The sequence below is a fragment of the Klebsiella sp. X1-16S-Nf21 genome (genome assembly GCF_002837615.1).
In the GTDB taxonomy this organism is placed as follows: domain Bacteria; phylum Pseudomonadota; class Gammaproteobacteria; order Enterobacterales; family Enterobacteriaceae; genus Klebsiella; species Klebsiella variicola.
Genome location: NZ_PJDK01000062.1, coordinates 1 through 14,575, shown reverse-complemented (window position 1 = coordinate 14,575; position 14,575 = coordinate 1). Strand labels below are relative to the sequence as shown.

Annotated in this window: 10 protein-coding genes and 1 pseudogene; 2 read left to right on the top strand and 9 right to left on the bottom strand. The window is 58.8% G+C overall.

Annotated features, from left to right (window positions below; genetic code table 11):
* Position 1 precedes the first annotated feature (1 nt).
* Genes CW267_RS22700 through CW267_RS22685 form a run of 4 tightly spaced genes read right to left on the bottom strand, consistent with a single transcriptional unit; the run spans position 2 to position 4,607 of the window.
* Positions 2-877, bottom strand: coding sequence for a [formate-C-acetyltransferase]-activating enzyme (locus CW267_RS22700; protein WP_008805914.1), 876 nt, complete (start codon positions 875-877; stop codon positions 2-4).
* The gene (locus CW267_RS22695; RefSeq protein ID WP_100781435.1) at positions 843-3,140 is read right to left on the bottom strand and encodes a formate C-acetyltransferase; all 2,298 of its coding nucleotides are present in this window, start codon (positions 3,138-3,140) and stop codon (positions 843-845) included. The genes CW267_RS22700 and CW267_RS22695 overlap by 35 nt, the downstream gene beginning before the upstream one ends.
* A 49-nt stretch (positions 3,141-3,189) precedes the next feature.
* Positions 3,190-3,510 carry a PTS fructose-like transporter subunit IIB gene (locus CW267_RS22690; protein ID WP_004179264.1) on the bottom strand — a complete coding sequence of 107 codons (321 nt, stop codon included), beginning with the start codon at positions 3,508-3,510 and terminating at the stop codon, positions 3,190-3,192.
* Positions 3,511-3,530: 20 nt separating this feature from the next.
* Positions 3,531-4,607: a PTS fructose transporter subunit EIIC gene (locus CW267_RS22685; RefSeq protein WP_008805917.1), complete on the bottom strand. Its 1,077-nt coding sequence runs from the start codon at positions 4,605-4,607 to the stop codon at positions 3,531-3,533.
* 308 nt (positions 4,608-4,915) lie between these two features.
* On the opposite strand from CW267_RS22685, the gene ptsP reads away from it, so the two are divergent.
* Complete coding sequence (gene ptsP, locus CW267_RS22680) at positions 4,916-7,417, top strand: phosphoenolpyruvate--protein phosphotransferase (RefSeq protein WP_100781436.1); 2,502 nt, start codon at positions 4,916-4,918, stop codon at positions 7,415-7,417.
* 37 nt (positions 7,418-7,454) lie between these two features.
* On the opposite strand, the gene CW267_RS22675 is transcribed toward ptsP, so the two are convergent.
* The 5 genes from CW267_RS22675 to CW267_RS22650 form a co-directional block, all read right to left on the bottom strand.
* The gene (locus tag CW267_RS22675) at positions 7,455-8,420 is read right to left on the bottom strand and encodes a PDR/VanB family oxidoreductase (RefSeq protein WP_100781437.1); all 966 of its coding nucleotides are present in this window, start codon (positions 8,418-8,420) and stop codon (positions 7,455-7,457) included.
* A 56-nt stretch (positions 8,421-8,476) separates the two neighbouring features.
* Positions 8,477-9,925: an NAD-dependent succinate-semialdehyde dehydrogenase gene (locus CW267_RS22670; protein WP_100781438.1), complete on the bottom strand. Its 1,449-nt coding sequence runs from the start codon at positions 9,923-9,925 to the stop codon at positions 8,477-8,479.
* A gap of 18 nt (positions 9,926-9,943) precedes the next feature.
* Complete coding sequence (gene yeaW, locus CW267_RS22665; protein ID WP_008805921.1) at positions 9,944-11,068, bottom strand: carnitine monooxygenase, oxygenase subunit YeaW; 1,125 nt, start codon at positions 11,066-11,068, stop codon at positions 9,944-9,946.
* Positions 11,069-11,104: 36 nt separating this feature from the next.
* Complete coding sequence (locus CW267_RS22660) at positions 11,105-12,712, bottom strand: BCCT family transporter (RefSeq protein WP_100781439.1); 1,608 nt, start codon at positions 12,710-12,712, stop codon at positions 11,105-11,107.
* Positions 12,713-13,297: 585 nt separating this feature from the next.
* Positions 13,298-14,383 carry a tartrate dehydrogenase gene (locus CW267_RS22650; RefSeq protein ID WP_038422320.1) on the bottom strand — a complete coding sequence of 362 codons (1,086 nt, stop codon included), beginning with the start codon at positions 14,381-14,383 and terminating at the stop codon, positions 13,298-13,300.
* Between the two features lie 82 nt (positions 14,384-14,465).
* Between CW267_RS22650 and CW267_RS22645 the strand changes: the two are divergent.
* A pseudogene (locus CW267_RS22645) lies at positions 14,466-14,575 on the top strand (LysR family transcriptional regulator); the annotation flags it as partial.

Genomic DNA, 14,575 nt, shown 5'->3' with positions numbered 1-14,575 from the left:
GTTAACCGCCGATAGTGACGTGGAAACCGGCCGCTTCGGCCATCACCCGATATGGTTGAATTTCCGCTTCGTCAGGCGCTTTCACGCTGGCCAGCGTCCAGGGTTTGCCCAGCAGACGGTATTTGGGCTCGCCATATTGATGAAACGGCAACAGGTGCATTTCTTTTAGCGCGAAAGGGGCGAGGAACGCCAGAATTTGGCGAAAATTATCGGTATTCAGTGTGTAGCCCGGGATCAGCGGCACCCGCGGGATCAGGTTGATTTTTCTCGCCGCCAGCTGGCGAAAATTGTCCAGCACCCGTGGCTGATTCATTCGCAGCAGCGACCGCGCCCGCTCAGGTTCCATGATTTTAAAATCAAACAGCACTTCATTGCAGGCTTCGGCCACCGGCAGGAAGCGGTCAAAAGCGCCGTCGCCCGCGGTTTCGATGGCGGTGCGGATCCCCCACTGGCGCAGGCGCTGGAGAAAGCGGGCGGCAAACCCGGCCTGCATGAGCACTTCGCCCCCGGAGAGGGTGACGCCGCCGCCGGAGGCGCGAAAGAAGACCTCATCCTTTAGCACCTCCTGCAACAGGTTATCCAGCGTCACATCGCGGCCAATCTGTTCCCACGCTCCGGACGGACATTCGGCGACGTCCTGCTGGCAGCGGGTGCAGCGCAGGCATTTACTCTCCCGGCGCAGGGTCTGAATCCTGGGTGAAATTGATTCGGGATTGGCGCACCACGGGCAGGTATGAGGGCAGCCTTTAAAAAAGACCACCGTGCGGATCCCCTGGCCATCGTTGAGCGAGTAGCGCTGGAGGTTAAAAATACGCGCCCGGTCGGCGCGCGTGTCGATGACCTCACAGCTGATGCGCGGTGCGGCGGATAATGTCATCCTGAATCTCCTTCGACAGCTCAACAAAGAAGGCGCTGTAGCCCGCGACCCGTACCACCAGACCGGCAAAGTCCTGCGGCCGCTGCTGCGCTTCACGCAGGGTGCCGGCATTGACCACGTTGAACTGAATATGCTGCAGCTTGAGCTTGCAGAAGGCCTGTAAAAAATCGGCCAGTTTGTTCAGGCCGCCGTCGCCGGCCAGCGTTGCCGGAGTGAATTTGACGTTCAGCAGCGTACCGTTCGACAGCAGATAGTTATCCAGCTTGCTGACCGATTTCAGCACTGCCGTCGGCCCCTGGGAATCCTGACCGACCATCGGCGACAGGCCGCCGTCCGCCAGCTGTTCGCCGGCCAGTCGCCCGTCCGGGGTGGCGCCCACCACCGAACCCAGCGGCACGTGCGCGGAGACGGTGTAGGAGCCGGGGGTAAAATGGCCGCCGCGCGGGTTCAGATACTGCTCGACTTCTTTGCAGTAAAAACGCAGCAGATCGGCGCTAATATTGTCGACATCGTCGATATCGTTGCCGTACTTGTCAAAACGGTTAATCAGCCGGGCGCGGATCTTTTCCCCTTCCGGCGTCTGGAAATTGGCTTTCAGCACGGCCATCAGTTGGTCAAAGCTGAGACGCTGCTGGTCGAAGACCATACCCTTCAGGGCGTACAGCGAATCGCTCAGGTTAGCGATCCCGATACCCTGGACGCCGGAGAAGTTATAGCGCGCGCCGCCGGCGGTGATATCTTTGCCGTGCTGCACGCAATCTTCAATGAACGAGGAGAGCAGCGGGACCGGCGCCCAGTCGCGGTGGCCGATATCGCAAATGTTGCTGCCCTCGACCATCAGCTTGATGTAATGGCGGATTTTGTCGCGGATCTGGCAGATAAGGCCGTCCCAGGTGACGTCAGGCTGATGTTCATTTTCCTGCAGCACAATTTCCATCACCTTCAGCAGATTAAACATGGCGATATCATGCAGGCCGTAGGTGCGCCCTGGAATAGAGAGCTCCACGCAGCCGACCACCGCGTAATCGCGGGCATCTTCCAGCGACACGCCGCGGTTAAGGAAGGCCGGCACGACCACCTCATCGTTGAAAATCTGCGGGATCCCGGTACCCAGGCGAATGGTCTCAGCGGTTTTACGCAGGAACGGGCGATCAATCAGCTCGTTGACCCGCACGCCCAGATTCGGCTGCGGCAGCTGAACGTTTTGATAGGCGTCGAGGCATAAAAATGACAGCACGTTGACCGCGCTGCGCCCGGTGTCCGTCAGCCCGCCGAGCAGGGCGGTATAGCCGGTGGGAAAACCCGCGAAATAGCGCGCGCTGCTGGAGGAGCGTAGCAGGACGATATCGTTGCATTTCACCCACAGCGACTCCAGCAACTCCTTGAGATACGCGGGATCCTGACCCTGATTCAGCGATGCCTGATAAAACGGCAGCATATACTGGTCAAAACGCCCCAGCGAAATCGAGCTGGCATTGGATTCGTACTGCAGAATGATATTCATATACCAGAACAGCTGGCAGGCCTGGGGAAAGTCCGTTGGCCGGTGTTGCGCGTTGTGGCGCGAAATAGCGGCGATGGTTAACAGCTCCTGCTGACGCTGCGGGTCCTGACAGTGCCCAGCCATCTCCTCGGCCAGCGCGGCGTAGCGCAGAATATGGCGCTGGGAAGCTTCCAGCAGGATCAGTACCGCCTGATAAAAGGGGTTCTCCGGTTGCCGGGCGCAGTGCGTTTTGAGTTCGGCGACCAGGGCGCCAAGGCCATGATTCAGCAGCCGTGGATAGTCGATGATGATATGGCCCTGGCCTTTATCGGTCTGGTTCACGCTGAATATCTGGGTGTTGACGGCGGCCTTGACCTCTTCAGTCATCTGGCCGTTGATGAAATCTTTCATTGAACGCTTTTCCCAGTAGGGGTACAGCGCTTCGCGGTAGATTTGCTTATCTTCTTTGCTTATCGCGAAGCGGTCCTGTGGTCGGGTCGGAAAGGCGTCGAGCTCGTTGAGCAGCCAGTAGGGGTCCATCTCGGGCGACATAATCCCTGCCCGCGGTTTGACGGTGCGGTTGCCGGCGATCAGTTCATCCTCACGAATCGAAATCATCACCTTATCGAGGATCCACGCGGTGGCTTTCGCCCGGCGGATAATCACCGGCTCGCCCTCCGTCTGCCGATGGCTGGCAGTGTAGAGTAATGCGCGCTCAAGGGAGATTTCGCGCGGCTGGGCGAACAGGCTGGCTTTCAGGCGTTGGGTACGATTCGTCATGATAAACTCCATGTTGTGGCGAAGGGCGCGAAGGCGCCCTTTTAAGGCTTCAGGCGCTCTGGGAAAGGTGGCTGTCTATCTTGTTCATGATGGCGTCGGCGCGCTTGACCGCATCGCTGATATTGACGCGCACGATAGTTTTCCCGGCAAAACGCTCTTCGAATTTGATGCCGATATCTTTGGTTAGAATGACCATATCGGCGGCGGCAATCTCCTCCGCCGTCAGTTCGTTTTCAATGCCAATGGAACCCTGCGTTTCAACCTTGACCTGCCAGCCTTTGGCTTTGGCGGCGCTTTCCAGCGATTCAGCGGCCATGTAGGTGTGAGCCACGCCCGACGGGCAGGCGGTGACAGCGATAATGTGGGTCATAATCTGTTCCTTCCAGTCTGTTAGTTAATTTCGAAATCAAGGTCTAGTTCATCGTCAGCGGCGACGTCAGTGGGTTTCTTTTTGGCGAAGGCTTTCAGCAGGATGACGCAGGCAGCGCTGACGCAGGCGCCGACCAGCAGCGCGGCAACAAACCCGAGCTTGCCCTGGACCACCGGCAGCACGATGAGCCCGCCCCAGCCGGCGTAACACTGGGCGCCCATCAGCGCGGCGGTGACGCAACCGCTGGCGGCGCCAATCATATTGGCCGGAATGACGCGCAGCGGATCCGCGGCGGCAAAGGGAATCGCCCCTTCGGTCACGCCGACACAGCCCATCACCAGCGCGGCTTTGCCGGTTTCCCGCTCTTCGGCGGTGAAATATTTGCGGCCAATCAGCGTCGCCAGCCCCATGCCCAGCGGCGGTACGGCGATACCGACGGCAGCGATAGCCACCACGCTGTAGACGCCCTGCGAAACGCAAATCAGCATGAAGGCGTAGGCTACTTTGTTCACCGGGCCGCCCATATCAAAGGCCAGCATCAGACCCATAATGATGGCCAGCACCACGATGCTGCCCTCGCGCATCCCCTGCAGCCAGCCGGTCAGGTTAGCGGTCAGCGCGCCAACCGGCTCGCCAAGCCCCCACATCATGATCCCGGCGGTGATAAAGGTGCCGACGATGGGAATGATGAAAATCGGCATCACCGAGCGCAGAACTTTATGTACGGGGATTTTTTTCAGGTAATAGACCACCAGGCCGCCAATCATGCCGGCGATCAGCGCGCCGAAGAAACCGGCGCCAAAGCTGTTGCCCACCCAGGCGCCGATGGCGCAGGGGGCCAGCGCAGCGCGGTCAGAAATGGAGTAGCCGATGTAGGCGGCGAGAAAGGGCACCATCAGCGTCAGCCCGGCGACGCCGATATCAAAAAGTTTCTTCAGATTAGGGTCGGTGGCGGCATCGGGTACCGCGCCTTTGCCATACAACATGACGGAGACCGCCAGCAGGATCCCGCCGGAGACCACGAAGGGGATCATATGTGACACGCCGGTCATCAGATGCTGGCGGGTATTTTTTAGTATTTGCACCAGTTCGTTCATTGCTTGCTCCTGAGCGCTGTAGGGCCCGTGACAGTATTGATGCCTCAACATTAGAAAAAGGGCGGGGTATTAAACAGTAGAGAAAAAGTGCATTTACTGGATATTTGTAAGATGAGAAAAGAATTGCGATCCACCTCAAATCTTAGTAGTGACAGGAGAGATGAGCGCTAACAGGGTGGAATTGTGATGGCGGGCATAAAAAAATATTGTGTGTACAATAGTCCAGTAATTGCCAGTTTTATCACCTAGTCCCTGGGGCCGTCTTTTATTACTTTTGAGGAAATAATGGATTGCTCTGGAGGAAGGCGATGGCTCTGGTCATTGAATTTACATGTGATTTGCCCAACGGCGTGCATGCGCGTCCGGCCAGTCTGGTCGAAACGCTGTGTAACCGTTTTTCATCAGCGGTTGAGTGGCGGAACTTGCGCCGCGAGACCGGCGGAAATGCCAAGAGCGCGCTGGCGATTATCGGCAGCAATACCCTGAAGGGCGACGCCTGCCAGCTGCTTATCAGCGGCGAAGATGAAGCTGAGGCATTCGCCGCGTTAACGGCTTTTATGCGCGATGAATTTCCCCACTGTGACGCGCCGCTGCCCGCTGCGCCAACGTTGGATGTCCAGCCGGTGCCAGAGTCGCTTTCGCGGCTGAACCCGACGCTGTTTCATGCCCACCCGGTGTGCGCCGGCAGCGCGGGAGGGACGCTGGTTCATCTCAAATCACGCGATCTGCACGAGCTGGGCGAACTGCCCGTCGCCGCCAGTCCCGAACAGGAGCAGGCGGCGCTGGATAATGGCCTGCGCCTGCTGGTGAAAGATATCGAGCTGCGGCTGCTGGACAATGACGGCACCGCCAGCGCGATCCTGGAAGCTCACCGTTCGCTGGCGACGGATGCCTCGCTGCGCCAGCACCTGCTCGGTGGCATCCTCACCGGCCTCAGCTGCGCGCAGGCGATTGTCGCCACCGGCGACCACTTCTGCGCCCAGTTCCGCGACTCCGGCAACAGCTATCTGCAGGAGCGGGTACTGGATGTCCGCGACGTCTGTTTCCAGCTATTGCAGCATATCTACGGCGAAGCCCGTTTCCCGGCGCCGGGCCAGCTGCGGGAAGCGGCCATTTGCCTTGCCGACGAGCTGACCCCCAGCCAGTTTCTGGAACTGGATAAAACGCATCTCAAAGGACTGCTGCTGCGCAGCGGCGGCACCACCTCGCATACCGTGATTCTGGCACGCTCATTCAATATCCCTACTCTGGTGGGTGTGGATTTAGCCGCGCTGCTGCCGTGGATGGATACGCAGGTGCAGATTGACGGCAACGCCGGGCTGCTGGTGGTGGATCCGAGTCCGGCGGTAGCGCGCTACTATCAGCAGGAGGCCTGGCTACAGGCGCAAATCCAGCAACAGCAGCAGGTATGGCTGGATAAAGCCGGGCAGACGCAAGACGGTATCCGCGTGGAGATCGCCGCCAATATCGCCCATTCGGTGGAAGCGGTGGCGGCATTCAACCAGGGCGCGCAGTCGGTAGGGTTGTTCCGCACTGAAATGCTGTATATGGATCGCCCGAGCGCGCCGTCGGAAGATGAGCTCTACAACATCTTCTGCCAGGCGCTGGAACCCGCTGCCGGGCGCAGCATTATCGTGCGGACTATGGATATCGGCGGTGATAAGCCGGTGGCCTATCTCAACATCCCTGCGGAAAACAATCCGTTCCTCGGCTACCGCGCGGTGCGCATCTATGAAGAGTATCAGGCGCTGTTTCACACTCAGCTACGGGCGATTTTACGCGCCTCGGCCCACGGCTCGCTGAAGATTATGATCCCCATGATTTCATCAATGGAAGAGATCCTGTGGGTGAAAGAGCGGCTGGCGGAGGCCAAACAGTCGCTGCGCGCCGAGCAGATCCCGTTTGATGAAAAGATCCCGCTCGGCATCATGCTGGAAGTGCCGTCGGTGATGTTTATCATCGATCAGTGCTGTGAAGAGGTCGATTTCTTTAGCATCGGCAGCAACGACTTAACGCAGTATCTGCTGGCGGTCGATCGTGATAATGCGAAAGTGACGCGCCATTATAACAGCCTGAATCCCGCCTTCCTGCGCGCGCTGGACTATGCGGTACAGGCGGTGCATCGGCAGGGGAAATGGATTGGTCTGTGTGGCGAACTGGGTGCCAAAGGATCGGTGCTTCCGCTGCTGGTAGGCCTCGGTTTAGATGAATTGAGCATGAGCGCGCCGGCGATCCCGGCGACCAAATCGCGCCTGGCGCAACTGGACAGCCGCGCCTGCCGCCAGCTGCTGAATCAGGCCATGCAGTGCCGTACCTCACTGGAAGTGGAGCATCTGTTGGCCCAGTTCCGCATGCGTCAGCAGGATGTGCCGCTGGTGAGCGCCGAGTGCATTACGCTCAATAGCGACTGGCGCAGCAAGGAGGAGGTGCTGAAAGGGATGACGGATAACCTGCTGCTGGCCGGACGCTGCCGCTATCCGCGAAAGCTGGAGGCTGACCTGTGGGCCCGCGAGGCGGTGTTCTCCACCGGTCTGGGCTTTAGCTTCGCCATTCCGCACAGTAAATCCGAGCATATCGAGCAGTCGACCATCAGCGTCGCCCGCCTGGCGCAGCCGGTGGTGTGGGGCGATGAAGAGGCGCAGTTTGTGATTATGCTGACGCTGAACAAGCACTCGGCGGGCGATCAGCATATGCGAATCTTCTCGCGGCTGGCGCGGCGCATTATGCACGCGGAGTTCCGTCAATCTCTGGTCTCCGCGGAGAGCAGCGAGGATATTGCCGACCTGCTGCGCCGCGAGCTGGAACTGTGATCTGCACACCGGCCAGCACCGCTGGCCGGTGTGCGCTTTACAAATCCAGCACCAGGCGGCCGCCTTTGGCGCGCGAGCAGCAGATCAGCATACTCTGCTGGCTGGCTTTCTCTTCCTCGCTGTAATACTGATCGCGGTGGTCCGCTTCCCCTTCCAGAATCATCGTTTCGCAGGTGCCGCACACCCCTTCGCGGCACAGGCATTCCACCTTCGCCGCTTTGTTATTCTCAATAACCTGCAAAATGGTCATGTCCTGCGGTACGGTAAATTCGCGTCCGGAACGCGCCAGCACCAGGGTAAACGCCTCTCCGCCTTTATCCTCAATGATAAACTGCTCAAAGTGCAGCTGACTGGCGGGCACCTGATGGCGTTCGGCGGCGGCTTTCACCGCCTCGTTAAGCGCCGCCGGGCCGCAGGTATACACGTGGGTTCCGGGCTCGAGGTCGGCGAACAGGCGCGGCAGGTCGAGACGGCTGCCGAGCGCTGATACATGAACATTGACCCGATCTCGCCACGGCGCGGCGCTGAGCGCATCGACGAAAGCATTATTGTCGGCGTCGTGGAAACAGTAGTGCAGCTGCCAGTCGGCCTGCTGTTGTTCCAGTTCCGGAATATGCGACAAGAATGGCGTAATGCCGATACCGCCGGCGATCAGCAGATGTTTTCGCGCCTGTGGTTCGATGGCGAACAGGTTGTTGGGCGTGGACACCGTCAGGGTATCGCCCGGGCGCACCTGCTGGTGCATAAAGCGCGAGCCGCCTTTGGAAGGCGACTCAAGACGCACCGCAATCTGCCAGCTGGTGGTATCCAGCGGCGAGCTCATCAGCGAGTAGGCGTTACTGTAGCGCTGCTCGCCATCCTGCATCTGGACGATAATATGGCTGCCGCCGCTGAATCCCGGCAGCGGGGCGCCGGTCGGCGACACCAGCGTAAAACGCTTCACCTGGGCGGTGATCTGTTCAACATCGCGAACGATCGCCTCAAACATTTGATAATCAGACATCGCTGAACTCCATCAAAAATCCCGGCGTGGCCAGCGCCGCCGCCGGGAGAGGACATTTACAACCCCTGGCAGAGATACTTCATCTCCAGGTAATCTTCGATTCCGTGTTCCGACCCTTCGCGGCCAAGGCCGGACTGCTTCACTCCGCCAAATGGCGCGACTTCGTTGGAAATCAGCCCGGTATTGATGCCGACCATCCCGTATTCCAGCTGCTCGGAGACGCGCCAGATACGGGCGGCATCGTTGCTGTAAAAATAGGAGGCGAGGCCGTAGATAGTGTCATTTGCCTGTTCGATGACCTGCTGCTCATCGTCAAATTTCACCAGTGCGGCCACCGGGCCGAAAATCTCTTCCTGCAGCAGCAGTGACCCCGGCTGTACGTCGCCGATCACCGTAGGGGTGAAGAAATTACCGCCCAGTGGGTGCGCTTTACCGCCGGTTAACAGCGTCGCGCCGCGGGTCAGGGCGTCGTCGAGCAGGGACTGCACTTTGCGCCCGGCGTCGGCGTTGATAAGCGGGCCAATCTGCACACCGGACTCGCTGCCATCGCCCACTTTCAGGGCGGCGACGCGGGCCACGAACTTATCGCAGAATTGGTCGTAGACGGCGCGATGAATATAGAAGCGGTTAACGCAGACGCAGGTTTGCCCGGCGTTGCGGAACTTGGCGATCAGCGCTCCCTCGACCGCTTTATCGATATCGGCATCGTCAAAGACGATAAACGGCGCGTTACCGCCGAGCTCTAAAGAGAGCTTTTTGATGGATTCCGCGCACTGGCGCATCAGCACGCGGCCAACTTCGGTCGAGCCGGTAAAGGAGAGTTTACGCACCCGCTCATCGCCGGTGAACACCGCGCCAATTTCGCGCGACTGGCCGGTAACGACGTTAATAACGCCCTGCGGGATCCCGGCCTGAATCGCCAGTTCCGCCATCGCCAGCGCGGTAAACGGCGTTTCGTTAGCCGGCTTAATCACCATCGTGCAGCCAGCGGCCAGCGCCGGGCCAGCCTTGCGGGTGATCATCGCCGCCGGGAAGTTCCACGGGGTGATCGCCGCGCAGACGCCCACACCCTGGCGGATCACCATCAGGCGTTTATCCGCGCCAGGGGAGGGGATTATTTCGCCGTTGGTGCGTTTGCCCTGTTCGGCAAACCACTCGATAAACGAGGCGGCATAGGCGATTTCGCCTTCGGCCTCCGCCAGCGGCTTGCCCTGCTCGGCGGTCATGATCTGCGCCAGCGCGGTTTTGTTTTCGAGGATCAGGCGGTGCCAGTTTTTCAATAGCGTGGCGCGCTGAGCGGCGGTTAATGCGCGCCAGGCCGGCAGCGCGGCCGCGGCGGCATCCACGGCCTGCTGCGCTTCCGCCCGACCCATATTAGGGATCTGGCCGAGCGCCGCGCCGGTGGAAGGATTGCTGACGGCAAGCGTCGTGCCGTCGGCGGCGTCGCGCCAGCTTCCGGCAATCAGCGCCTGCTGGCGAAACAGATCTGAGTGAAACACGGACATAGCAAACTCCTTCAACGATTACGGCTGGAACACCTGGGCCACCAAATTGTGGAAATGGGCGATACCGTGCTCGGAGATACCGCTGCCGCTGTTATCCGCCATAATGCGTCCCTGGCCGCGATAGCCGCGGGACTTCAGCCCCTTCTGCACGCTTTCCACCAGGCGTAAATCTTCCGGGCGGAACACGTCGCGATACCACTCAATCAGCGCTTTCTGATCGTCAGTCAGCTCTTCGTTGGTGAAATAGATGTCGTAATTCTGCAGAGTGGTCTCTTCATCCACCGGGAATTCATAGATCACGGTCATCATGCCCTTGATCGGCGTCACGTTGAACATGGTGCACGGCCATAGCCAGAAACCGTGGAACGCGGCGTCGGTACCTTCTTCGAATTTAAACGACTGCTCGGACGGCTTGGCGAAGCCATACTGCAGCGTCCATTTGCCGTGCATGGTGTGCCAGTAACGGTCAACCTGTACGGAATCCGAGAAGCCCGGGTGCGCCGGGCCGCAGTGGTAACATTCCAGATAGTTATCGACGATATTTTTCCAGTTCGCCGGGGTGAGAGTGGTAAAGCGCGCTGCCAGTTTCAGGTCATGCACGTCCGGGCAGGCTTCCAGCACTTTGTCCTGCAGGCCCGGCAGCTGCGTTTCCACGCTCTCCGCTTGCGGGTTCATATTGATAAACACAAAGCCGGCATACTCTTCCAGGCGAACCGGCACCAGCGTTGCCTTTTCGCTATCGAAATTCGCCACGTTTTCGCAGTTGCGGGCGTGGGCGAGATTGCCGTCAAGCTTGAAGGCCCAGGCGTGATAGGGGCAGGTAATCACGTTTTTGGCTTTACCTTCACCGCTCAGCAGCTGGTGGCCGCGGTGCGGGCAGACGTTATAGAAAGCGCGCAGAATGTTGTCGCGGCCGCGGACGATAACGATATTTTCACCAATGATCTCCCGGGTGATGTAGTCGTTCGGCCGGGCGACCTCGCTGCCGTGGGCGACGCAAATCCAGCTATTGGCGAAGATGCGCTCTTTCTCGTGTTCAAACGCCTGGCTGTCGGTATAAAAACGGGCCGGAATGGTCCAGGCATCCTGCGGATTGGCGCAAAAGTTAATCGGCAGAGTAAAGTCAGGGCTCAAATTGCTCATGTAAGGTCACCTTGTGATTATTTTCAGTAAGAGGTTTTACAGCGACTGGCCGTCGCCTTTGAGTACCGTGCCAACCGGTAGCGTCTCGGCTTTAATCATTGGCTCGGGCGTATGGGTTTGTATCTGATTGACCGGCACGTGGGCGTAGTCCTGTTTTAGCCAGCGCACGAAGCCGCCGGTTTTAATCAGTAAAATGGCCAGGAACGGTAGGGCGGTCAGCACCACGGTGGTTTTCATGGTCTCAAGCGAAGCGCCGGTAAACAGAATCGATAGCGGGATGAGGGTGATCACCACGCACCAGAACAGGCGCATGCCGCGATCCGGATCGTCGCCTTCGCGCAGGTTGCGGGTGCTGGTCGCCGCCATGGTGTAGGCCACCGCATCCATGTGCGAGGCGAGGAAAACAATCATCACGAACAGATAGGCGGCGAGGAACAGCTTACCTGCCGGCAGCGACATCAGGACCTGCTGGACGGCGGTTTCGCCGCCAAGAGTCTGCATCACCTGCGGTACGTTAATCACGCCGTTAACGAACTGGTGCATGGCGTAGCTTTCCATCACCCCAAAGAAGAACCAGCAGCCGGCGGTGCTACCAAGGAGCAGTCCCCAGATCACCTCTTTGATTTTGCGCCCGCGGGAGACGCGGGTGACGAACATCGCCACGCCCGGAGTATAGGAGATCCACCACAGCCAGTAGAAGACGGTCCAGTTGCGGGTAAAGGCGCCGTCGCCGAGGGGATCGGTAAACAGACTCATCTGCAGGAAGTTCTGAGTCGTCAGGCCGACGGCGTTAATGATGTTATTGGTGATGAATTCGGTCGGACCAACCAGTAATACCACCAACGGCAGCAGAAACGCCCCCCAGCCGACCATTTTGCTCAGGCGCTGCAGGCCGTTGTTGATGCCAATCCACGAACTCATGCAGAAAATACCGCCGGAGAGCAGGATCACAAACGCCTGCACGGTGAAGTTATCCGGCAGCCCGGTCAGCGCTGACAGGCCGCGGGTGAAGGTGGCGGCAGTGACCACCAGCGAAATGGTTAACGCGCCGACGGTAGCGATCAGGAACATCAGATCGACCAGACGGCCCCAGAAGCCCTGCGGACTCACTCCGGTGATCGCTGAAATGATCCCGGAGAGGCTGAGGCCTTTATTTTTCCGCACGTGGAAGTGATAGGCCATGATCAGCGAAGCGAGAGTGTAGGTCGCCCAGGCGCTAACCCCCCAGTGGAAGAAAGAATAAGGGATGCTGTATTCCAGCGCTTTCGGCGATTGCGGAGCAATGTTCAGGCCCGGGGTCTGGTAATAATAAGCCCATTCGGCAACGCCCCAGTACAGCGTGGAGGAGCCGAGCCCGGCGCAGATAAACATAAACAGCCATGAGAGGGTACTGTATTCGACTTTGCCTTCGCCGAGACGGATATTGCCGTATTTGCTGGTGGCCAGATAGAGCACCAGTCCCAGCGCCAGCAGCACCAGTACCTGTACCGTGGAGCCCAGCAGGCGGGTCACGCCGTTAAAAATCGAATCAGCCGCCTGCGCGGTTTGGTGGGGGAAGAGACTTAATGTAGCGGCGATGAAAACAATGGCCGCCAGGCTGATGGCAATCAGCGGCACATCTTTTTTCTTTACGTTGCTCAACATGGGTGATCTCCTGGGCATGATTGCCCGTCGGTGGCTTTAGCCTGTCGTTGTTATCACGCTGTAGGGTCAAGGTTCGTAGCAAAAGCTATTAACAATCGGATTATTTCTTCGTTACATGAATTAAACAATTGGCCGTTTCGTGAAGCAATAAAACACGGAACGGAAATAATAAAAGGTGAATTGGCGCAGGTTCTGTCCTTTCAGGAATTAATAAAGTTCACCGCTGTGATGCGGTCCACTTGTCAATCGTGGGGGATTCTGCATAGCGAAAAGAGAGGGAAGTTGGCGCAGGTCTTCCCGGGTAGCGGCTGCGCCTTACCGGTGCTCGCTACTCGCGGTGTCGTTTTTTTGTCGGGTGGCGGCTAACGCCTTACCCGACCTACGGTCCGTGCCATTGCGAGCTTAAGATCTCTACCTTGTCCCTATGGCTACTGAAACTGCCGGTGTTGGCGGCCTCAACATCGCTGAGACGTACCCGGCAGGCCGGGGCAGCCCGCAGGGATGCGGGCTGAGGGCCGTGTTTTTACATTATCGTGCCTTTTGTAGCCCCGGTAAGCGCCGCGCCGCCGGGTAGCTGCGGGGTAATTACGCCAAAATGGCTTTGCAGATGGCGTCGCTGACCTGTTGCGTTGACGCGCTGCCTTTCATATCCGGGGTTTTCGGCCCGCTGGCAATCACCTGCTCAATCGCCGCCAGGATGCCGTTGTGCGCGGCGTGATAGCGCGCATCGCCGTTGCCGAGGAAATCGAGCATCATCGCCCCGGCCCACACGGTGGCGATCGGGTTGGCGATATTTTTACCGTAGATATCCGGCGCGGAGCCGTGAACCGGCTCGAACAGCGACGGGAAGGTGCGCTCCGGATTGAGATTGGCCGACGGCGCAATACCGATTGTGCCGGTACAGGCCGGGCCGAGATCGGAGAGAATATCGCCGAACAGGTTGGAGCCGACCACCACGTCAAAACGCTCCGGCTGCAGCACGAAGCGGGCGCACAGGATATCGATATGCTGCTTGTCCCAGCGAATATCCGGATAGTTTTTGGCCATCTCTTCCACCCGCTCATCCCAGTAGGGCATGCTGATCGCCAGACCGTTGGATTTGGTCGCCGAAGTCAGCGTTTTGCGTGGGCGGCTTTGCGCCAGTTCGAAGGCGTAGCGCAGGATCCGGTCCACGCCGCGGCGGGTAAAGACCGACTCCTGAATCACCACTTCATGCTCGGTGCCTTCATTGGCGCGCCCGCCGAGGGCGGAATATTCGCCTTCGGTATTTTCGCGCACCACGTAAAAATCGATATCGCCGGCCTTTTTACCCGCCAGCGGGCAGGGGACGCCGGGGAACAGACGCACCGGACGCAGGTTGACGTATTGGTCAAACTCACGGCGGAACTTCAGCAGCGACCCCCACAGCGAAATGTGGTCGGGAACGGTATCCGGCCAGCCGACGGCGCCGAAGTAGATGGCATCGAAGCCCTGCAGCTGCTCGCGCCAGTCGTCCGGCATCATCTTGCCGTGATGGGCATAATATTCGCAGCTTGCCCACTCCATCTGCTCGAAGCTCAATGACAGATCCCAACGCTGTGCGGCGGCTTGCAGCACGCGAATCCCTTCAGGCAGAACTTCTTTGCCAATTCCGTCACCCGGGATGGCGGCAATACGATAGGTTTTTTTCATTCCGGTTCTCACTTTTTAGCGATGATGTTTGACCACCTGCCTATCCTATAATTGACTGGTTCATAATTAATCACGCTAACTGGTGAAACATAAAACACAGATCATGAATAATCTGCCGCTGCTAAATGATTTACGCGTCTTTATGCTGGTCGCTCGCCGGGCCGGGTTCGCCGCCGCCGCCGAAGAGCTTGG